The sequence below is a fragment of the Bradyrhizobium sp. IC4060 genome, from assembly GCF_020193715.1.
Taxonomy (GTDB): domain Bacteria; phylum Pseudomonadota; class Alphaproteobacteria; order Rhizobiales; family Xanthobacteraceae; genus Bradyrhizobium; species Bradyrhizobium yuanmingense.
This window is the reverse complement of the sequence record NZ_JADYVJ010000003.1, coordinates 426,917-446,452: the sequence shown is the minus strand read 5'-3', so window position 1 is coordinate 446,452 and position 19,536 is coordinate 426,917. Positions and strand designations below refer to the sequence as shown.

At 65.5% G+C, this 19,536-nt stretch carries 16 protein-coding genes and 1 other RNA gene; 7 read left to right on the top strand and 10 right to left on the bottom strand.

The genetic code is table 11. The features are described 5' to 3' along the window. The first annotated feature begins 17 nt into the window (after positions 1-17). Positions 18-1,175: an efflux RND transporter periplasmic adaptor subunit gene (locus tag I6F16_RS13930; RefSeq protein WP_035998298.1), complete on the top strand. Its 1,158-nt coding sequence runs from the start codon at positions 18-20 to the stop codon at positions 1,173-1,175. Positions 1,176-1,359: 184 nt separating this feature from the next. Then, entirely contained in the window at positions 1,360-4,521 is a 3,162-nt protein-coding gene (locus tag I6F16_RS13925; protein ID WP_225111696.1) for a multidrug efflux RND transporter permease subunit, read from the top strand. 141 nt (positions 4,522-4,662) lie between these two features. On the opposite strand, the gene I6F16_RS13920 is transcribed toward I6F16_RS13925, so the two are convergent. The 8 genes from I6F16_RS13920 to tkt all read right to left on the bottom strand — a co-directional run bounded on the left by I6F16_RS13920 (position 4,663) and on the right by tkt (position 14,202). Next, positions 4,663-5,454 (bottom strand): inositol monophosphatase family protein, encoded by a 792-nt coding sequence (locus tag I6F16_RS13920; RefSeq protein ID WP_225111697.1) that lies wholly within the window; start codon positions 5,452-5,454, stop codon positions 4,663-4,665. An 85-nt stretch (positions 5,455-5,539) separates the two neighbouring features. Then, positions 5,540-6,613 carry a Sel1 repeat protein gene (locus I6F16_RS13915; RefSeq protein ID WP_035998306.1) on the bottom strand — a complete coding sequence of 358 codons (1,074 nt, stop codon included), beginning with the start codon at positions 6,611-6,613 and terminating at the stop codon, positions 5,540-5,542. An 8-nt stretch (positions 6,614-6,621) separates the two neighbouring features. Further along, positions 6,622-7,326 (bottom strand): thiamine phosphate synthase, encoded by a 705-nt coding sequence (locus I6F16_RS13910; RefSeq protein WP_225111698.1) that lies wholly within the window; start codon positions 7,324-7,326, stop codon positions 6,622-6,624. Positions 7,327-7,329: 3 nt separating this feature from the next. Further along, a complete protein-coding gene (locus I6F16_RS13905) occupies positions 7,330-8,355 on the bottom strand; it encodes a class I fructose-bisphosphate aldolase (RefSeq protein WP_225173818.1) in 1,026 nt (341 codons plus the stop codon). Between the two features lie 219 nt (positions 8,356-8,574). After that, on the bottom strand, positions 8,575-9,642 hold the full coding sequence (fba, locus tag I6F16_RS13900; RefSeq protein ID WP_035998315.1) for a class II fructose-bisphosphate aldolase: 1,068 nt from the start codon (positions 9,640-9,642) through the stop codon (positions 8,575-8,577). A 39-nt stretch (positions 9,643-9,681) separates the two neighbouring features. Beyond that, on the bottom strand, positions 9,682-10,878 hold the full coding sequence (locus tag I6F16_RS13895; protein WP_109142460.1) for a phosphoglycerate kinase: 1,197 nt from the start codon (positions 10,876-10,878) through the stop codon (positions 9,682-9,684). Between the two features lie 182 nt (positions 10,879-11,060). Continuing rightward, positions 11,061-12,068 carry a type I glyceraldehyde-3-phosphate dehydrogenase gene (gene gap / locus I6F16_RS13890; RefSeq protein WP_225111700.1) on the bottom strand — a complete coding sequence of 336 codons (1,008 nt, stop codon included), beginning with the start codon at positions 12,066-12,068 and terminating at the stop codon, positions 11,061-11,063. A gap of 148 nt (positions 12,069-12,216) precedes the next feature. Next, positions 12,217-14,202: a transketolase gene (tkt, locus tag I6F16_RS13885; protein WP_225111701.1), complete on the bottom strand. Its 1,986-nt coding sequence runs from the start codon at positions 14,200-14,202 to the stop codon at positions 12,217-12,219. Positions 14,203-14,600: 398 nt separating this feature from the next. Here tkt and I6F16_RS13880 point away from each other — a divergent pair, with 398 nt between their 5' ends. The 5 genes from I6F16_RS13880 to I6F16_RS13860 all read left to right on the top strand — a co-directional run bounded on the left by I6F16_RS13880 (position 14,601) and on the right by I6F16_RS13860 (position 17,320). After that, positions 14,601-14,891 (top strand): DUF4164 domain-containing protein, encoded by a 291-nt coding sequence (locus I6F16_RS13880; protein ID WP_011084341.1) that lies wholly within the window; start codon positions 14,601-14,603, stop codon positions 14,889-14,891. After that, the gene (locus I6F16_RS13875; RefSeq protein ID WP_035998340.1) at positions 14,888-15,271 is read left to right on the top strand and encodes a cell division protein ZapA; all 384 of its coding nucleotides are present in this window, start codon (positions 14,888-14,890) and stop codon (positions 15,269-15,271) included. Before I6F16_RS13880 ends, I6F16_RS13875 begins: the two co-directional genes overlap by 4 nt. A gap of 283 nt (positions 15,272-15,554) precedes the next feature. Beyond that, a non-coding RNA gene (ssrS, locus tag I6F16_RS13870) (6S RNA) lies at positions 15,555-15,715 on the top strand. Between the two features lie 206 nt (positions 15,716-15,921). Continuing rightward, positions 15,922-16,518, top strand: coding sequence for a 5-formyltetrahydrofolate cyclo-ligase (locus I6F16_RS13865; RefSeq protein ID WP_036021727.1), 597 nt, complete (start codon positions 15,922-15,924; stop codon positions 16,516-16,518). Continuing rightward, a complete protein-coding gene (locus I6F16_RS13860; RefSeq protein WP_035998346.1) occupies positions 16,496-17,320 on the top strand; it encodes a TIGR00282 family metallophosphoesterase in 825 nt (274 codons plus the stop codon). The genes I6F16_RS13865 and I6F16_RS13860 overlap by 23 nt, the downstream gene beginning before the upstream one ends. Positions 17,321-17,483: 163 nt before the next feature. Here the strand turns inward: I6F16_RS13860 and I6F16_RS13855 are convergent, their stop codons facing one another. Both I6F16_RS13855 and I6F16_RS13850 read right to left on the bottom strand, forming a co-directional pair. Then, positions 17,484-18,071: an N-acetyltransferase gene (locus tag I6F16_RS13855; RefSeq protein ID WP_225112985.1), complete on the bottom strand. Its 588-nt coding sequence runs from the start codon at positions 18,069-18,071 to the stop codon at positions 17,484-17,486. Between the two features lie 104 nt (positions 18,072-18,175). Further along, positions 18,176-19,312 (bottom strand): DSD1 family PLP-dependent enzyme, encoded by a 1,137-nt coding sequence (locus I6F16_RS13850; protein WP_225112984.1) that lies wholly within the window; start codon positions 19,310-19,312, stop codon positions 18,176-18,178. Between the last annotated feature and the right edge of the window lie 224 nt (positions 19,313-19,536).

Below are 19,536 nucleotides of genomic sequence, written 5' to 3'. Positions count from 1 at the left end.
GATCGGCATGCGTTGCAATGATGCTCGCGGCCCTTGCGCCGCTGCTGGGTGCTTGCGAGGAATCCAGTTCCGCGGTGTCCGCCGCCCAGCCGCCTGCCCCTGACGTCAGCATCGTTATCGTCAAGCCGCAGCCGCGCGCCGTGGTGCGCGAGCTGCCGGGCCGCATCGCCCCGACCCGGGTCTCCGAAGTCCGGCCGCGCGTGTCCGGCATCGTGGTAGAGCGCCTGTTCCGCCAGGGCAGCGAGGTCAGGGCCGGCGATCCGCTCTACCGCATCGATCCGCGCCCGTTCGAGGTCGAGGTCATGGCCAACGAGGCCGCGCTGGCGAAGGCCGAAGCGGCATTGGCGCAGGCCAAGCAGCAGGCGCATCGTATCGCCACCCTGACCAGGGATCGCGCCGCGCCCGAAGCCGAGAACGAGAAGGCGATTGCGGCCGAACGCCAGGCCCATGCCGAGGTCGAGGGCCGCAAGGCCGAGCTCGCGCGGGCCAGGCTTAATCTCGACTACGCCACCGTGCGTGCGCCGATCGACGGCGTGGTCGGCGCGGCCCTCGTCAGCGAGGGCGCGCTCGCCGTGCAGAACGAGACCAATCTCGCCACCATCCAGCAGCTCGATCCGATCTATGCCGACTTTACCCAGTCGGTGACCGAGCTCAACCAGCTCCGCCGCGCCTTCGAGACCGGCGACCTCGATCGCATCGCCGCCGATGCCGCCAAGGTGCGCCTCGTGCTCGACGACAACACCATCTATTCGCTCGACGGCAAGCTGCTGTTCTCCGACGCCAAGGTCGACGCCCACACCGGGCAGGTGACGTTGCGCGGCGAGTTCCCCAATCCCAAGCGCGAGCTGCTCCCGGGCATGTATGTCCGGGTCCGCATCGACCAGGGTCTCGATTCCGATGCGATCGCGGTGCCGCAGCAGGCGATCCAGCGCAATGGCGGCGGCGGCAGCGAGGTGTTCGTCGTCAAGGACGACAATCACATCGCGGTGCAGCCGGTGCGCACCGGCTCGGTGCAGGACGGCCTCTGGTTCATCACCGAAGGCCTGAAGTCCGGCGACAAGGTCGTGGTCGAAGGCTTCCAGAAATTCGCGGCCGGCGACAAGGTCAAGCCGCAATCCTGGTCGGAGGCGGAAGCGACCGCAGACAACCGGCACGCTCAACAGCTCACGCGGTAACGCTCCGCGCAGCAAGTGTCGTCCTTAACCTGAGGAGCCCGCTGCAAGCGGGCGTCTCGAAGGATGGCCGCGGGAGAGAGCCGGGCCTTCATGGTTCTCGCGGCGATGCGCGGCATCGTCCGGAGCGCGCGTTCCGCGCTCCTCACCATGAGGGTCTAACCGAACAACGAGGATAAAACGGCCAATGCCGAGTTTCTTCATCGACAGGCCGATCTTCGCCTGGGTGGTCGCGCTGTTCATCTGCTTGATCGGCGCGATCGCGGTGCCGCTGCTGCCGATCGCGCAATATCCGATCATCGCGCCGCCCTCGATCTCGGTCTCGACCAGCTATCCCGGCGCCTCGCCGGAAAACCTCTACAATAGCGTCACGCGGCTGATCGAGGAGGAGCTCAACGGCGCCGCCAACATCCTCAATTTCGAATCGACCAGCGACTCGCTCGGCCAGGTCGAGATCATCGCCAATTTCCAGCCGGGCACCGACACCAGTGCCGCCTCGGTCGAGGTCCAGAACCGCATCAAGCGCGTCGAGGCGCGCCTGCCGCGCGCGGTGATGCAGCAGGGCATCCTGATCGAGGAAGCCTCGAGCGCAGTGCTGCAGATCATCACGCTGAACTCGACTGACGGCAGCCTGGATGAAGTCGGCCTCGGCGACTTCATGATCCGCAACGTGCTCGGCGAGATCCGCCGCATTCCCGGCGTCGGCCGCGCCACACTGTACTCGACCGAGCGCTCGCTTCGTGTCTGGGTCGATCCGGCCAAGCTGGTCGGCTATGGCCTGACCGCCGACGACGTCAACAAGGCCATCACCGCGCAGAACGCGCAGGTCGCTTCCGGCAGCATCGGCGCCGAGCCGTCGACCTCGAACCAGCGCACCTCGGCACTGGTGCTGGTCAAAGGCCAGCTCTCCTCGCCCGACGAGTTCGGCGCCATCATCCTGCGCGCCAATGCCGACGGCTCGACCGTGCGCCTGCGCGACGTCGCGCGCATCGAGGTCGGCGGCCTCAGCTACCAGTTCAACACGCGCCTCGACGGCAAGCCGACGGCGGGCCTGTCGGTCCTGATGTCGCCGACCGGCAATGCGCTGGCGACCGCCAGCGCGGTCGAAGCGAAGATGAAGGAGCTGTCGCGCTTCTTCCCGGCCAACATCACCTACGAGATCCCCTACAACATCACGCCTGTGGTCGAGGCCTCGATCGAGAAGGTGCTGACGACGCTGGTCGAAGCCGTGGTGCTGGTGTTCGTGGTGATGTTCTTGTTCCTGCAGAACATCCGCTACACCATCATTCCGACCATCGTGGTCCCGGTGGCGCTGCTGGGCGCCTGCTCCACGCTGCTGCTCGCCGGCTATTCCATCAACATGCTCTCGATGTTCGGCATGGTGCTGGCGGTCGGCATCCTCGTCGACGACGCCATCGTCGTGGTCGAGAACGTCGAGCGGATCATGGCCGAGGAAGGCCTGCCGCCGAAGGAAGCGACGCGGAAAGCCATGTCGCAGATCACCGGCGCCATCATCGGCATCACGCTGGTGCTGATGGCGGTGTTCGTGCCGATGGCGTTCTTCCCGGGCTCGGTCGGCATCATCTACCGCCAGTTCTCCGTCACCATGGTCGCCGCGATCGGCTTCTCCGCCTTCCTGGCGCTGTCGTTGACGCCGGCGCTGTGCGCGACGCTGTTGAAGCCTGTGGCAAAGGGGCACGGTCATTCGACCAACTTCGTGTTCGGCTGGTTCAACCGCATGCTCGAAGGCGTCAAGGAACGCTATTCGCGCACCGTCGGCTTTTCGCTGAATCGCACCGGCCGCCTGATGCTGGTTTATGCCGCGCTGCTGGTCGGCCTGTCCTGGGCCTTCGTCAACCTGCCCGGCGGCTTCCTGCCCGTCGACGACCAGGGCTTCATCACCACCGACGTCCAGACGCCCTCGGATTCGTCCTATGCCCGCACCGAGGCCGTGATCGAGAAGGTCGAAAAATATCTCGCCGCGCGGCCGGGCGTCGACAACGTCACCTTCCTCACCGGCTTCAGCTTCTCCGGCCAGGGCATGAACACCGCCCAGGCCTTCATCACGCTGAAGGACTGGTCGGAGCGCGGGCCGAAGGACTCCGCTGCCGCGATCGTCAACGACGTCAACCGCGACCTGGGCTCGTCGATCCGCGACGCAAAAATCTCGGCGCTGCAGCCGCCGCCGATCGACAATCTCGGCAACTCGTCCGGCTTCTCGTTTCGCCTCCAGGATCGCGGCCAGAAGGGCTATCAGCAATTGATGCGCGCCGCCGACCAGCTGATCGCGGAGGCCAATGCCAGCCCGGTGCTGCAGAAGGTCTATATCGAAGGCCTGCCCGAGGCGGGCGTGGTCAATCTCATGATCGACCGCGAGAAGGCCGGCGCGTTCGGCGTCACCTTCGAGGACATCAACAACACCATTTCGACCAATCTCGGCTCGAACTACATCAACGACTTCCCGAACCGCGGCCGCATGCAGCGCGTCGTGGTGCAGGCGGACGCGCGCGACCGCATGCGGGCCGAGGACATCCTCAACTACAACGTCAAGAACAGCCGCGGCCAGCTGGTGCCGTTCTCGTCCTTCACCACGATCGAATGGGCGCGCGGCCCGACGCAGATCGCCGGCTTCAACTATTATCCGGCGGTGCGCATCTCCGGCGAGGCCAGGCCCGGCTTCACCTCGGGCGATGCCATCACCGAGATGGAGCGGCTCGCCGACCGGTTGCCGCGCGGTTTCGGCTATGAATGGACCGGACAGTCGCTACAGGAGAAGCTGTCGGGCTCGCAGGCGCCGTTCCTGCTCGCGCTGTCGGTGTTCGTGGTGTTCCTGTGCCTCGCCGCGCTCTACGAGAGCTGGACCATTCCGCTCGCGGTGCTGCTCACCGTGCCGCTCGGCATCGTCGGCGCGGTCACTGCCGCCATGCTGCGCGGCCTGCCCAACGACGTCTATTTCACCGTCGGCCTGATCACCATCATCGGCCTCGCCGCCAAGGACGCGATCCTGATCATCGAGTTCGCGAAAGACTTGCGGAAGGAAGGCAAGCCGCTGGTCGAAGCCACCATCGAAGCCTGCCGCCTGCGCTTCCGCCCCATTTTGATGACCGGCCTTGCCTTCATCTGCGGCGTGCTGCCGATGGCCATCGCCCACGGCGCCGGCGGCGCCAGCCAGCAGGCGCTCGGCAGCGTGGTGATGGGCGGCATGATTGCGGTGGTGATCCTGGCGCTGTTGATGGTGCCGGTGTTCTTCGTCTCGGTGCAGCGCGTGCTGGGCGGGGACAGGGAGCCGAACGCGGCGCGGGAAGCTGAAGCGCACGGCCGACCGGCGCGGGCGCACACCGGCCACTGATGCACCCCCGTCATTCCGGGGCGTGCGAAGCACGAGCCCGGAATCCAGCGGGCCACCATTGACGAGGATCAATGGATTCCGGGCTCGCGCCAAGAGGCGCGCCCCGGAATGACAGGGGAATGTGGAGCGCGAGCTTCCGCCTTAAGCCGGCTTCCGCAAGATCTTCACCAGCTCCCCGTGCACGTACTCATTCCCGCACACGACGTGCCCGGTGACCAGCGGGTCGCCCGGCGTTGCGATATCGCTGATGGTACCGCCGGCTTCGCGCACCATCAGCATACCGGCGGCGATGTCCCAGGATTGCAAATCGCGCTCCCAATAACCGTCGAGCCGGCCGGCGGCGACGAAGGCGAGATCGAGCGATGCGGCGCCGAAACGGCGCAAGCCCGCGACGCGGTCCTGGATCGCGGTCATCTCGCGGCGGAATTCCTCGTGGTCGCCGCGGCCGATATGGGGCAGGCCGCAGGCCACCACGCACTCGCTCAGCTGGCGGCGGCCGGCGACGCGCAGGCGCTGGTCGTTGAGGAAGGCGCCCTTGCCGCGCTCGGCGATGTAGAGCTCGTCATTGGCGGGGTTGTAGATCACGCCGGCGATCACGGTGCCCTCGCGGGCGAGCCCGATCGAGATCGCAAATTGCGGGATGCCGTGCAGGAAGTTGGTGGTGCCGTCTAAGGGATCGACGATCCAGGTGTGGCTCTTGTCGGTGCCCTCGCGGTTGCCCCCTTCCTCGCCGATGAAGCCGTAGCCGGGCCGGGCCTTGGCGAGGTCCTGGTAGAGGATCTCCTCGGCGCGCTTGTCGGCGAGCGAGACGAAATTGGCCGGTCCCTTCAGCGAGACCTGGAGATGCTCGATCTCGCCGAGATCGCGCTTGAGGCTGCGGCCGGCGCGGCGCGCCGCCTTGACCATGACGTTGATAGTGGCGGAATACAGCATATGCTTCTGGTCTTGATCGGGGGGAGGGGCGCGGAAACGCGCCTGTTTGGGGGATTGGGTGCCCCGTGAGGGGCCCCGCGTCAAGTCATTTGGACCCGAGCCACTTCCTGGCGGCGGCCTCGGCCTTGGCGCGGTCATCGGCCGGCAGATCGGAAAGCTGCTTGTCGAGCTCGGGGTCGCCCTTGCCGGCCGTCTTGGCCACCAGGTGCCATTTGAAGCCTTCGATCTTGTCCACGGGCGTGCCGACGCCGTTGATCAGCACCCAGGCCAGCCGGTTCTGTGCGATCGCGCTGCCCTGGCGGGAGGCCTTGCGAAGCAGGGCGACGGCTGCCGGCTGGTTCTTCGGCGTGCCGGTGCCGTTGAACATCGCGATGGCATATTCGACCTCGGCATCGACATTGTCGGCGATCGCGGCGGCCTGGAGCAGCCGCACCGCGCGTTCGGGGTCCTTCGGCACACCGGTGCCTTCCTTGTAGAAGGTCGCGAGCGCGTATTGCGCTTCGGGCAGGCCTGCATCGGCGGCCTGGCGCAGCAGTTCCGCCGAACGCCGGACGTCCTGCGGCAGCGTCTGGCCGTCCAGGTAGAGCAGAGCGAGGTTGTAGGCCGCCTTGGGCTCGCCGAGCTTGGCGGCGGAGGCCATCAGCCTGACCGCCTCGCTTTTGTCGACCGGGCCGCCGCGGCCAGAGATACGCAGCATGGCGAGCGCGAACATCGCCTCGCGATCGCCGGCATCGGCGGCGCGCTTGTACCATTCGGCCGCCTTGGCGTAATCGCGCCTTATGCCCATCGCGTTGGAATAGAGCTCGCCGAGCATGGTCATCGCCTTGGCATCGCCCGCTTGTGCGCGCACCGTGGCGAGCTCGAACGCGGTCTTGTATTGCCCGCGCTGATAGGCGCCGAACACGAGGTCGACGTTGGGATCGTCGGACGGCGGCGCGGGGATCACGGTTGCCGGCTTGGGCGAAGCGGACGGCTTGGGAGATGCCGTAGGCTTCGGCGCCGGTGCTGCCTCCTTCTTCTTGGCAGGGGCGGGCGGCTTTGGCTTCTGCTTCTCTGCCGGTGCGCTCGGCGTCGTCGCCGGCGGGGTGATCTGCAGCTGCGCGGCCGCGGGCACTGTCAGCAGCAGCGTGGCGAGCATGGTGATGCACGGGAGCTTCATGTCGGGCGCTAGCCGTGCTCCTGGCCCGCAGGATCTTGGCTCGCAGGATCTTCGCCGGCCAGTGCCGTCGCATGAGCCTTCTTGATCGCGGCATCGACCTCGATCAGGGCGGCCTTGGGCCCGCGCGGATCGGCCCAGATGAAGTCGCCGACCAGCACGAAATCGGCGCCGCTGGCGGCGAAATCGTAGGCCTCGTCCAGCGTGGTGGCAAAGCCGACGCAGGGCGGCTCGAACAGCTCGGCCCACCAGTCGAGCCGCTCGGCGATCGCTTGCGCCGAGGGACGCTGGCCTTTCGCATCGGGCTCGCCGAACAGCACGTAATCCGCGCCCATCTCGCCGGCATCCATGGAGTGGTGCCGCGTCGTCAGCCCGCCGACACCGGCGATGCGATCCGGCTTGAGCGACGGCAGCGCCTCCTTCAGCGCGGCGATGCCAGGCAGGTGCGCGCCGTCGGCGCCGCCGCGCGCGACGATATCAGGATGGCCGTCGACGAGGAGTGCCGCGCCCGTCTTCTGCACCGGCGGCGCCAATGCCTTGACGCGCGAGATCATGCCGCGCTGATCGGTCTCCTTCAGCCGCAGCAGCACGGCGGCGATGTCGGCGGACGCGATCAGCCCCGGCAGCTCGGCGACCAGCGTCGCGGGATCATCGACGACGGGTGTCGCGAGATAGAGGCGCGGCGCCGGGCGCGGCGGAGGCGGTTTGTTCGACAAGGTCTAGGCTGCCTTCTGTTCCAGGCTGCTTTGCCATTCGCCCTTGGAGGCGAGGCCGTTCATGCGGGCGCGATGACTGAAGGCGCGCTGGCCGGCCGCGACGTTCTCAGGCTTGCCCGACCAGGCCTTCTGCGGCGCGGCCTGCAGCGCGCGGCCGTAGGAGAAGGTCAGGCCCCAAGGCAGCGGACCGAGCTTGTGCATGGCGTTGAGATGGGCGGTCGCCTCCTCGTCCGACTGGCCGCCGGACAGGAAGGCGATGCCGGGCACCGCCGCCGGCACGCAGGCCTTCAGCAGCCGTATCGTCTTCTCCGCGACCTCCTCGACCGAGGCCTGCTTCGGACATTTCTTGCCTGATATCGCCATGTTCGGCTTCAGCACCATGCCTTCCAGCGCCACGCGCTGCACGCGCAATTCCTGGAAGGTCTTGTTGAGCACGCGGCTCGTCACCTCGTAGCAGCGCTCGATGTCGTGGTCGCCGTCCATCAGCACCTCCGGCTCGACGATCGGCACGATCTGGGCGGCCTGGCACAGCGCGGCATAGCGCGCCAGCGCGTGGGCGTTGACGCTGATCGCGGTCATCGAGGGGATGCTGCTGCCGATGTCGATCACCGCGCGCCATTTGGCAAAGCGCGCGCCGCGCTCGTAATATTTCTTCAAGCGTTCGGCGAGCTTGTCGAGCCCCACCGTGACCAACTCTCCCGGGCACATCGGCAAGGCCTGCGTGCCTTCGTCGACCTTGATGCCGGGAATGGCGCCGGCCTGCTCGATCAGCTTGACCAGCGGCGTGCCGTCCTTGGCATTCTGCCAGATCGTCTCGTCATAGAGGATCACGCCGGAGATGTACTGGCTCATGGCGTCCTTGGCGCGAAACAGCATTTCGCGATAGTCACGGCGGTTCTCCTCGGTCGATTCCACGCCGATGGCGTCGAAGCGCTTCTTGATGGTGCCGGAGGATTCGTCGGCGGCAAGGATGCCCTTGCCGGACGCGACCATGGCGGTCGCTATCCCATTGAGCTCAGTCAGATTCATCGAGAGGTCCTCCCAAAACGATTCTGCCCTTGCCCGTGAAAATAGACCGTTCTCGGGCAATTGCCGAGTTATCGTTCGTCGCAGGGTAAAGGGTCTTTCTGGCATTCCGGGATGCGCCGAAACGCGCAGGCCCGGAATCCATAACCCCAGGCTGTGGTTATGGATTCCGGGCCCACGCTTCGCGTGTCCCGGAAAGGACGGGAGGATGTGACGGAGGCCTTAGGCGACCCGGGGATCGAGCTCGCCCTTGGCGTAGCGCTTGGCCATCTCGGCGGTGGTCAGCACCTTCTTGATCTTGGAGGCCTGGCCTGCGGTGTTGAACTCCTGCAGGCGCTGCTTGCACAGCTTGGTCATGGCTTCCATCGCCGGCTTCAGGTACTTGCGCGGATCGAACTCTTCCGGGTTGTCCTTCAGAACTTTCCGGATCTGGCCGGTCATCGCCATGCGGTTGTCGGTGTCGATGTTGATCTTGCGCACGCCGTTCTTGATGCCGCGCTGGATCTCGGCCACCGGCACGCCCCAGGTCGGCTTCATCTTGCCGCCATAGGCGTTGATGATGTCCTGCAGGTCCTGCGGCACCGAGGAGGAGCCGTGCATGACGAGATGCGTGTTCGGCAGCTTGCGGTGGATCTCCTCGATCACGTTCATGGCGAGGATGTCGCCGTCGGGCTTGCGGGTGAATTTGTAAGCGCCGTGCGAGGTGCCCATCGCGATCGCGAGCGCGTCGACCTTGGTCTCCTGCACGAACTTCACGGCCTCGTCCGGATTGGTCAGCAGCTGGTCGTGGCTGAGCTTGCCTTCGGCGCCGTGGCCGTCTTCCTTGTCGCCCATGCCGGTCTCGAGCGAACCGAGCACCCCGAGCTCGCCCTCGACCGAGATGCCGCCGAGATGGGCCATGTCGGTGACGGTCTTGGTGACGCCGACATTGTAGCCCCAGTCGCCGGGGGTCTTGCCGTCGGCCTTGAGCGAGCCGTCCATCATCACCGAGGTGAAGCCGGCCTGGATCGCGGTCATGCAGGTCGCCGGCTCGTTGCCGTGGTCGAGATGAACGCAGACCGGAATGTGCGGATAGATCTCGGTCACCGCGTCCATCATGTGCTTGAGCATGACGTCGTTGGCATAGGAGCGCGCGCCGCGCGAGGCCTGGATGATGACGGGCGCATCGACCTGGTTGGCCGCGTCCATGATGGCCAGCGCCTGCTCCATGTTGTTGATGTTGAAGGCCGGTACGCCGTAATCGTTCTCCGCCGCGTGGTCGAGCAATTGACGTAACGTGATCCGAGCCATCTGTCTTTGTCTCCCGTTGGGGCCTCAAAGGCCGCTTGATTACTTGCTACGCAGAACTTCAACGCCGGGCAGGGGCTTGCCTTCCATCCATTCAAGGAACGCGCCACCGGCGGTCGACACATAGGTGAAGTCTCCGGCCACATGGGCCTGGTTGAGCGCCGCGACGGTGTCGCCGCCGCCCGCGATCGAGATCAGCTTCTTGGCCTTGGTGCGCTCGGCGGCGTGCTTGGCGGCCGCGACCGTGCCGCGGTCGAACGGCTGCATCTCGAATGCGCCCAGGGGGCCGTTCCAGACCAGCGTCGCCGCATCGTCGATCGCGGCATGGACGCGCGCGATCGATTGCGGGCCGACGTCGAGGATCATGCCGTCGGCCGGGATCGCATCGAGCCCATAGGCATGCGACGGCGCGTTGGCGGCGAAGTGATAGGCGACGGTGGCGTCGACCGGGAGGATGATGGCGCAATTGGCGGCTTCCGCCTTCTCCATGATGCGCAGCGCGGTGGGGCTAAGATCCTTCTCGGCCAGCGACTTGCCGACCGCAACGCCCTGCGCGTGCAGGAACGTGTTGGCCATGCCGCCGCCGATCACGAGCGCGTCGACCTTGGTGACGAGGTTTTCCAACAGGTCGATCTTGGTCGAGACCTTGGCGCCGCCGATGATGGCGATCACGGGCTTGCTCGGCGAGCCCAGCGCCTTCTCCAGCGCGTCCAGCTCGGCCTGCATGGTGCGGCCGGCATAGGCCGGCAGCTTGTGGCCGAGACCTTCGGTCGAGGCGTGGGCGCGGTGCGCGGCCGAGAACGCGTCATTGACCCAGATGTCGCCGAGCTTCGCGAGTTCCGCGACGAAGGCGGGATCGTTCTTTTCTTCCTCTTTGTGGAAGCGGGTGTTTTCCAAGCACAGGATGTCGCCATCCTTCAGGCCGGCGACCGCCTTGGCCGCGGGCTCGCCGATGCAATCCTCGGCAAACGCGACGGGCTTCTTCACCACCTTCGCCAGCGCCTCCGCGACGGGCTTGAGCGAGTCCTTGGCGTCGCGTCCCTTCGGCCGGCCGAAATGCGCGAGCAGGATGACCTTGCCGCCCTTGTCGGCGAGCTCGGTGATGGTCGGCGCCACGCGCTCGAGCCGGGTGGCGTCGGTGACGCGCCCGCTCTCCATGGGCACGTTGAGGTCGACGCGCAACAGCACGCGCTTGCCCTTCACGTCGACGTCGTCGAGGGTGCGGAATTTAGCGGGCATCGTTCATCATCCGTGCGTCGGAGTGTCGGAATCGGTGGGAGGCGAATGGCCGTGGTCGCCGCTCCCTCCACCGTCTTTCGGAGACTTCACTGCGAGGCCCCGGCGAAATCCGTACGCGATCAACGCGATCAACAGTATGACGCCAGGGATGCCAATCCAGTGAGGAAGCACCTTGGCTTCCCTCAGATCACCTTCGCCATCGCGGCTGCGGTGTCCGCCATGCGGTTCGAGAAGCCCCACTCGTTGTCGTACCAGGACATCACGCGCACCAGCGTGCCGTTCTGCACCTTGGTCTGGTCCTCGTGGAAGGTCGAGGAGTGCGGGTCGTGGTTGAAGTCGATCGAGACGTTCGGCGCATTGGTGTAGCCGAGGATGCCCTTGAGCTGCTGCTCGCTGGCGCGCTTCATCGCCGCGTTGATCTCCTTGGCGTCGGTGGCGCGCTTGGCGACGATCTTGAGGTCGACGACCGAGACGTTCGGGGTCGGCACGCGGATCGCGACGCCGTCGAGCTTGCCCTTCAGCTCGGGCAGCACGAGGCCGATCGCCTTCGCAGCACCCGTCGAGGTCGGGATCATCGACATCGCCGCCGCGCGGCCGCGGTAGAGATCCTTGTGCATCGTGTCGAGCGTCGGCTGGTCGCCGGTATAGGCGTGGATCGTGGTCATGAAGCCGGTCTCGATGCCGACGAGATCGTTCAGCACCTTGGCAACCGGCGCAAGGCAGTTGGTGGTGCAGCTGCCGTTGGAGACGACGAGGTGATCCTTGGCCAGCGTGTCGTGGTTGACGCCGTAGACGATGGTGGCGTCGGCGCCGTCGGCGGGCGCGGAGACCAGCACGCGCTTGGCGCCTGCGGTCAGATGCGCGCTAGCCTTGTCCTTCGAGGTGAAGATGCCGGTGCATTCCATCGCAATGTCGACGCCGAGATCCTTCCAGGGCAGCTTCGAGGGATCGCGCTCGGCGGTCACCTTGATCTTGCCGTTGCCGAGGCTGATGGAGTCGCCGTCGACGGTGACGGTGCCGGGAAAGCGGCCATGGACGCTGTCGAAGCGGAGGAGATGAGCGTTGGTCTCGACCGGGCCGAGGTCGTTGATGCCGACGACCTCGATGTCCTTGCGGCCGGACTCGGCGATAGCCCGCAGGATGTTGCGGCCGATGCGGCCAAAACCGTTAATTCCGACGCGGACTGCCATGTTTCGTCTCCTTCAACGACCGTTGTCATCCCGCACAACGCGCTATACGCGCCTGCGAGGGTTTTTTAGGGGCGGACGCCCGGTTCGGCCGGGCGGTGCTTGATCATATGGGAGATTAGGTAGTCCTTTTTTGCGGCAAGCTCAACTCTCAGGAAACGCGCTTCAGCACAGCGTTAACCGCGGCCTCGGCGGTAATGCCGAAATGCTTGTAAAGCTCCTTGGCAGGGCCGCTTTCGCCAAACGAATGCATGCCGATGAATTCGCCATCCTGGCCAATCACGGCGTCCCAGCCCCAGCGCACGGCAGCCTCGATCGCGATCTTCACCGGCGCGTTGCCGATGATGGCGGCGCGCTTGGCCTCTGGTTGCGCTAACAACAGCTCCAGCGAGGGAACGGAGACAACGCGCGAGGCGACGCCGCGTTCCGCGAGCTGCTTCTGGGCCGCGACCGCAATCTCGACCTCGGAGCCCGAGGCGAACAGCGTCGCCTTGGCTTCGCCCTGGGCGGCGACCAGCTCGTAGGCACCAGCCGCGCAGGGATTGTCGTTCGGTGCGGTGGTCCGCAGCTGCGGCAGGTTCTGCCGCGTCAGCGCCAGCACGGTCGGGCCATCGACGCGGTTGAGCGCGAGCTCCCAGCACTCGGCGACCTCGATGGCATCGCAGGGACGGAACACGCGCATGTTGGGAATGGCTCTGAGCGCTGCGAGATGCTCGACCGGCTGATGGGTCGGGCCGTCTTCGCCGAGACCGATCGAGTCATGGGTCATGACGTAGACGACACCGGCGCCCATCAGCGCGGCAAGGCGCATCGCCGGACGCGCATAATCGGTGAAGACGAGGAAGGTCGCGCCGTTCGGCGCGAAACCGCCGTGCAGGAAAATGCCGTTCATCGCGGCCGCCATGCCGTGCTCGCGGATGCCGTAATGGATGAAGCGGCCCTTCGGCGTCTTGGCCGAGAAGGCGGTCGCCGACTTCGCCTTGTTGTTGTTGGAGCCGGTGAGGTCGGCCGAGCCTGCCAGGAATTCCATCGGCATGGCGCTGGCGATGACTTCGATCACCGCTTCCGACGACTTGCGGGTGGCCGCGGTCATCGGCTTTTCCAGCAGCTCCTTCTTGTAGGCGCGAACGGCCTTGGCGAGCGAAGCGGGACGCTCGTGACGCAGGCGGCGCTCGAACTCGGCGCGCTTGCGGCTGCCGAGCTCACCGAGCCGCGCTTCCCATTCCTGGCGTGCCGCGGCGCCTCGGCTGCCGGCCGCGCGCCATGCCTTCAGCACGTCGTCGGCGACCGCGAACGGCTCGAGCGAAATGCCGAGATTTTCCTTGGCAGCCTTGAGCTCGTCGGCGCCGAGTGCTTCGCCGTGCACCTTCGAGGTGCCTTGCTTGTGCGGCGCGCCGAAGCCGATCGTGGTGCGGCAGGCGATCAGCGTCGGCTTGCTGGATTTCTTCGCGCGCGTGATCGCGTCGGCGATCGCGGCCTGGTCGTGGCCGTCGATCTTCTCGGCCGCCCAGCCCGCCGACTTGAAGCGCTTCACCTGGTCGACGGAATCGGAGATCGAGGTCGGGCCGTCGATCGAGATGCCGTTGTCGTCGTAGAGCACGATCAGCTTGTTGAGCTTCCAGTGGCCGGCCATCGCGATCGCTTCCTGCGACACGCCTTCCATCAGGTCGCCGTCGGAGGCGAGCACATAGGTGTGGTGGTCGACGATCTTCTTGCCGAATTCGGCGGCGAGCATCTTTTCGGCCAGCGCCATGCCGACCGCAGTCGAGATGCCCTGGCCGAGCGGGCCGGTGGTGGTCTCGATGCCATTGGTGCGGAAGTTCTCGGGGTGGCCGGGGGTCAGCGAGTCGACCTGGCGGAACTGCTTGATCTGGTCCAGCGTCATCTCGGCATTGCCGGTCAAATACAGCAGCGAATAGAGCAGCATCGAGCCGTGGCCGGCCGAGAGCACGAAGCGGTCGCGGTCCGGCCAGGCGGGCGCAGTGGCATCGAATTTCAGGAACTGCGTGAACAGCACGGTGGCGATGTCGGCGGCGCCCATCGGCAGGCCGGGATGGCCCGATTTCGCCTTCTCGACAGCGTCCATCGAAAGGCCGCGGATCGCGTTGGCCATACGGGTGTGATCGACCTGCGTCATGTCTGAAATCCGTCTGAAATGAAGCGCTTGGCGATGGTTGCCCGCGCGGGGAGAAGCCTGGCGGCCACTGAAGGTTGGCGCTGGGATAGCACCTCGGTTCCGGGAGTCCAAGGCAATCGAACGCCGGTTTGGCCGCAAAAGTTGCCTGTGTGGACATCGGTTTTCCGCCGGGATCGCGCCGGGCGGAAGCGACGCAGCGACACGTCGTCCCGATTGAACAGTGCATAGTTTTGCGGCGGCGTTGCGCTTGGCTAGCTTGCTTTGTAAATTTCTGCTTCTAACCGCTTGCCGAACCGAGTCTTTTGCCGGACGGCAAGCTCCAGGGAAAGGCCACTGGGCAAAGGCCGCCAGGTTCCGCCGCTGACTGCATGAACGATCGCGTATCCAACAGTTCCGCCATGACGGAGTCGTCCGCCGTCGAGATCGAGATTGCGACCCGCAGACTCATGGCGGCGCTCGATGCGCTCGAAAGTGCGGTGGAGCGGCGTCGCGATGCCGATCGCGACGAGAACGAGCTTGCGGCGCGCATCCAGGCGCTCGGCGCGGATCGCTCGCGTCTTGCCGACGAGCTCGACGGCGCGCTGGTGAAGGCACGCAAGCTCGAGCGCACCAATCGCGAGATTTCTGACCGGCTGGATTCCGCGATCGTCACGATACGCTCGGTGCTCGATACCGGAGAGGACGGATGAGCCACATCAACGTCACCATCAACGGCCGGCAATATCGCATGGCCTGCGAGGAGGGCCAGGAGGTGCGGCTGCTCAAGCTCGCCGAGACGCTGGAGACGCGCATCCAGTCGCTGCGCGGAAAATTCGGCGAGATCGGCGATGCGCGCCTCACCGTCATGGCTGCGCTCACCGTGTGCGATGAGCTGATCGACACCACCAACCGCGTCCGCACCCTTGAGCAGGAATTGACCGAGCTCAGGGATTTCCGCAATGCCGCCGTCGAGCGCGCCAGGATGACGCAGACCGCGGTGGTCAACGCGCTGAACGCCGCCGCCGAGCGCATCGAGAAATCGACCCAGGTCCTGAACCGGACGGTGGGGAACGGCATCGCGATCGGCTGAAGCTCGATAGGAGCCGTGCCCTTACCCTTCCCTGGAGGGCCCCGGAGGGGGAGGGTCGATCGCGCGTAGCGCGAGCGGGGTGGGGTGATCTCTCCACACGAACAGTGCCCGTGGGGAGAGATCACCCCACCCCGTCTCACATTTCGCTGCGCTCCATGTGAGCCGACCCACGGGCGAGCTTCGCTCGTCCCGGACCCCTCCAGGGGAGGGTAAGAAAGCGCGCAGCGGAAGCCGCACTCTCGTCGCACTGGCGATTCGTCAGTACAGTTGTTACATTGCCTGCGCGAGGCTGCGACGTGCGTCAGGAGCCATATATCCCCGGGGCCTTATCGATCCTTTAGGGAACTGTCCCTGGCCGGGCCCGTGGGCTCGGACATATGGTGCCCACCTACTTTCGTAGGGAACTCCGGGATCGAGTGCTTCAACGGCGTTCGCGGCTTCGCACTTTCGTTTGCTTCGTTTGTGCTTGTTGAAACGACTGCGGCCAATTCAACAGATGTCATTCCCCCCGAGTGCGCAATTGCGCACGGGGCGGGGAATCCAGTACGCCGCGGCCCTTGTGTGAATCACCACCGCCTCTGGAATACTGGATCACCCGCCCCAGTGCGCAAGGGCGCACAAGGCGGGTGATGACGTGGGGACCAAAGCACATGTCCAACTCCAAAGCCGAGCTCCGTGCCAAAGCCCTCGCCAAGCGCGATGCGCTGAGCGAGAAGAAACGCATCGCGGCCGCCGCAAAGCTCGCCAAGCGCGGGCTACCGTTCAAGCTGCTGCCCGGCAGCATCGTCTCCGGCTATTCGCCGATCCGCAGCGAGATCGATCCGATGCCGCTGCTCGCAAAGCTCGCGGAAGAGGGCGCCAGGCTGGCGCTGCCCTGCGTCACCGCGCGCGGCCAGTCGCTGATCTTCCGTCTCTTCCATCCGAACGACCGCCTGATGCTCGGCCCGCTCGGCATTCCCGAACCTTCACCTGCTGCGGCCGAAGTCATTCCCGACATCATGCTGACGCCGCTCGCCGCCTTCGACCGCCTCGGCCATCGCATCGGCTATGGCGCAGGGCATTACGATTTCACCTTCGCGCATTTGCGCAAATCCAAGCACATCGTCGGCATCGGCCTTGCGTTTGCAGTGCAGGAGATCGAGGCGGTTCCGGCACTATCCCACGACGTGGCGCTCGATTATGTGCTAACGGAATCGGACGTGTTCGATTTCCGGAGTTCTGAAGTTGCGCATTCTCTTCGTGGGTGACGTCGTCGGCCGTAGCGGACGCGAGGCCGTCTCCGAATATCTGCCCGGCATGGTCAAGGACTGGTCGCTCGATCTCGTCGTCGTCAACGGCGAGAATTCAGCCGGCGGCTTCGGCATCACGGAAGCGATCTACCAGGAGTTTCTCGAGGCCGGCGCCGACGCGGTGACGCTCGGCAATCACTCCTGGGACCAGCGCGAGGCGCTGGTGTTCATCGAGCGCGCCGACCGCCTGGTGCGCCCCGCCAACTATCCGCGCGGCACGCCCGGCCGCGGCGCCGCCTTGGTCGAGACCAAGAACGGCAAGCACGCCCTCGTCGTCAACGCGCTCGGCCGCGTCTTCATGACCCCGTTCGACGATCCCTTCGCCGCGCTCGAGCGCGAGCTTGGCGCCTGTCCGCTCGGCGTCGCTGCCGACGCCATCGTCGTCGATTTCCATTGCGAGGCTTCAAGCGAGAAGCAGGGGATCGGCTTCTTCTGCGACGGCCGCGCCAGCCTCGTCGTCGGCACGCACACGCATGTGCCGACCGCCGACCACCAGATCCTGTCAGGCGGCACCGCCTACATGACCGACGCCGGCATGACCGGCGATTACGATTCTATCATCGGCATGCAGAAGGAAGAGCCGCTGCGGAGGTTCACATCAGGAATTCCGTCCGGCCGCTTCGAGCCGGCCGCAGGCGCCGCGACGCTCAGCGGCGTCGCCGTGGAAACGGACGATGCGACAGGGCTCGCGCTCAAGATCGCGCCGGTGCGCGTGGGTGGAAGGCTGGAGCCGACGACGCCGAAATTCTGGTTGAGCTGAAGCGCGAGCGAAATCACCCGGTGTCGTCCCCGGACGATTATATCAACTTTGCCCTCAGCAGCGGACATCGACGGGCAACAAGGGAACTCCGCTTTGGGCCACAAGCGGAAGTCAACAGTCATTGGCGGCTGCGAGCCCTTCTCTTCGACAGATTGGATTCCGTTCAAGAAGCTGTCCGCAACATTGGTGTCATCGTCGGCGAAGAACCATGTTGTATCTCGCCGATGATCTTGAAGCCGTGGCGTTCATAAAGGGAGATGTTTCGCGGATTCGAACTTTCGAGGTAGGCGGCGATGCCCTCCTCGTCGCATCGCCGAAGAGCGTGCTTCATCAACAATGTGCCGAGACCTTGGCCGATCCAGTTCGGATCGGAGGCAATGAGAGGCAGATACCAATGGGGCCCGTGGGGATGATGTTCGGCCATTCCCTGGAGCATGTGTCCAATATCATCGGCGATCTCCGGACGCAGGGATTGCGCCATGAGTGCGTCCATGGCCGTTTCATCGGGCTCGACGCCGGGCGGCAGCCACAGGGCGGCCGCGCGAGCCCCTTCTGTGATGTAAGCTGTGCCATGCTCGAATGCCCGTCCGCCAAATGCCTTGACGAATTGAGGCATAATCCTGAGATATTCGGATGAATCGGGCCAAACCCAACGCGCCATCGGATCGGCTGCAAAGCCAAGTACAATGGTGCTGATAGTGCTTGCCTGAATGTTGGCGCCCGCAGATTTGATTTCCGAGTCTGCGCTCATGATATCGTCTCCAAGTCGTCGATGGCGTCGGCCACATTCATTCTAAGATGCAGCACAGGATAGTGGCCGGGCGCTACGGCGTCGCGCGCAATCACGCGTCAATCTCAGGTGACCGCGCCCCGCGCCGCGACTGGCCAAAGTGCCTCCACGCGGGCATCCGGTGTGTTGAAGCCGCGCACGCCGACATACCAGTCGTAGAGATTGACGGTCGGGTCGCAATGGCCGGGGATCAGCGTCACCTTGTCGCCGATCGCCAGTCGCGACGAAGCGCTGTCGAAATTGAGCAAGCCATGCTCGTCAGAGGGCCGATGATAGCGCAGATCGGGCCGGCCGAGCACGATCGGAAATCCGCTGTCGTTCGACAGAGCCTTGTGGCCGGCATCGATGACCGCGTGTTCGCCGGCGCCTGTGCTCATCACCGTCGCGATCACGAACAGCGCATGCTCGAACGGATTGGCGTTGCGCGCCCCGTCGGCGAGGTTCTTGGCGTAGTCGGCGTCCATGAAGATATAGGAGCCCGCCTGCAATTCGTTCCAGATGCCGCTCGCGCCTTCGAGCTCGAATGTGCCGGTTCCCGCACCTCCAATTGTCCGGCACTGAAAGCCCGCGTCCTTGAGGACGCGCAGTGTCTCCGCGGTCGCGTTCGCGGCACCGGCGATGGCAGCGCGCCGCTCCTCCGGCGTGCGTAAATGTTGCGCAGAGCCGTGATAGGCCTGCAAGCCGCCGAACGATAGGAAGCGTGAAGCCGCCACCTGCCGCGCCAGGGTGGCCGCCGCCGGCCCCGGCCTGACGCCGCAGCGACCGGCGCCGACGTCGATTTCGACCAGGACTTCGATTTGCGATCCTGCCCGCTCCGCGGCGTGCGACAGTTGCTCGACCATGATCGCATCGTCCACGCAAACGCTGATGCGTGCGTGGCGCGCGAGGCCTGCGAGCCGTTCCAGCTTCCGCAGGCCCACCACCTCATTGCTGACGAGCACGTCACTCACCCCGCCCGCAACCAGGATCTCGGCCTCGGCGACCTTCTGGCAGCAGATGCCGATTGCGCCGCGCGCTATCTGCTTGGCCGCAATGATCGGTGATTTGTGGGTCTTCGCATGCGGACGCAAGCGAACGCCGAGCTTGCTCACCGCCGCCGCCATCGTGTCGAGATTGCGCTCGAAGGCGTCGAGGTCGATGATCAGCGCCGGTGTATCGATCTCGGAAAACGACGCGCCGATTTGGGCGGGTGGACAGGACATCGAAAAGCCCGCTTGCTGTGTTCGGGTTCGCGCGGATGCGCGGCGGCATTTCTACGGCAACGTCGGCCGCCGCACCAGTGCAGTCGGCTTTTGTGCTCGGCGGACGGCGGGGAGAACCGCACGCCTCTCACAATTTCGGAATAATAGCATTTTGCCCCTGTTTTGCCCGACGAGTCAACGTGCGCCGGGGCCCGCCGGCGTAAGCCATTGATTCCGCACACCCC

Bases quoted from the DNA above. Each gene is read 5' to 3' on its own strand.
- I6F16_RS13930 (WP_035998298.1), top strand. From the start codon at position 18: ATGATGCTCGCGGCCCTTGCGCCGCTGCTGGGTGCTTGCGAGGAATCC.
- I6F16_RS13925 (WP_225111696.1), top strand. From the start codon at position 1,360: ATGCCGAGTTTCTTCATCGACAGGCCGATCTTCGCCTGGGTGGTCGCG.
- I6F16_RS13920 (WP_225111697.1), bottom strand. From the start codon at position 5,454: ATGCTGTATTCCGCCACTATCAACGTCATGGTCAAGGCGGCGCGCCGC.
- I6F16_RS13915 (WP_035998306.1), bottom strand. From the start codon at position 6,613: ATGAAGCTCCCGTGCATCACCATGCTCGCCACGCTGCTGCTGACAGTG.
- I6F16_RS13905 (WP_225173818.1), bottom strand. From the start codon at position 8,355: ATGAATCTGACTGAGCTCAATGGGATAGCGACCGCCATGGTCGCGTCC.
- fba (WP_035998315.1), bottom strand. From the start codon at position 9,642: ATGGCTCGGATCACGTTACGTCAATTGCTCGACCACGCGGCGGAGAAC.
- I6F16_RS13895 (WP_109142460.1), bottom strand. From the start codon at position 10,878: ATGCCCGCTAAATTCCGCACCCTCGACGACGTCGACGTGAAGGGCAAG.
- gap (WP_225111700.1), bottom strand. From the start codon at position 12,068: ATGGCAGTCCGCGTCGGAATTAACGGTTTTGGCCGCATCGGCCGCAAC.
- tkt (WP_225111701.1), bottom strand. From the start codon at position 14,202: ATGACGCAGGTCGATCACACCCGTATGGCCAACGCGATCCGCGGCCTT.
- I6F16_RS13880 (WP_011084341.1), top strand. From the start codon at position 14,601: ATGACGGAGTCGTCCGCCGTCGAGATCGAGATTGCGACCCGCAGACTC.
- I6F16_RS13875 (WP_035998340.1), top strand. From the start codon at position 14,888: ATGAGCCACATCAACGTCACCATCAACGGCCGGCAATATCGCATGGCC.
- I6F16_RS13865 (WP_036021727.1), top strand. From the start codon at position 15,922: ATGTCCAACTCCAAAGCCGAGCTCCGTGCCAAAGCCCTCGCCAAGCGC.
- I6F16_RS13855 (WP_225112985.1), bottom strand. From the start codon at position 18,071: ATGAGCGCAGACTCGGAAATCAAATCTGCGGGCGCCAACATTCAGGCA.
- I6F16_RS13850 (WP_225112984.1), bottom strand. From the start codon at position 19,312: ATGTCCTGTCCACCCGCCCAAATCGGCGCGTCGTTTTCCGAGATCGAT.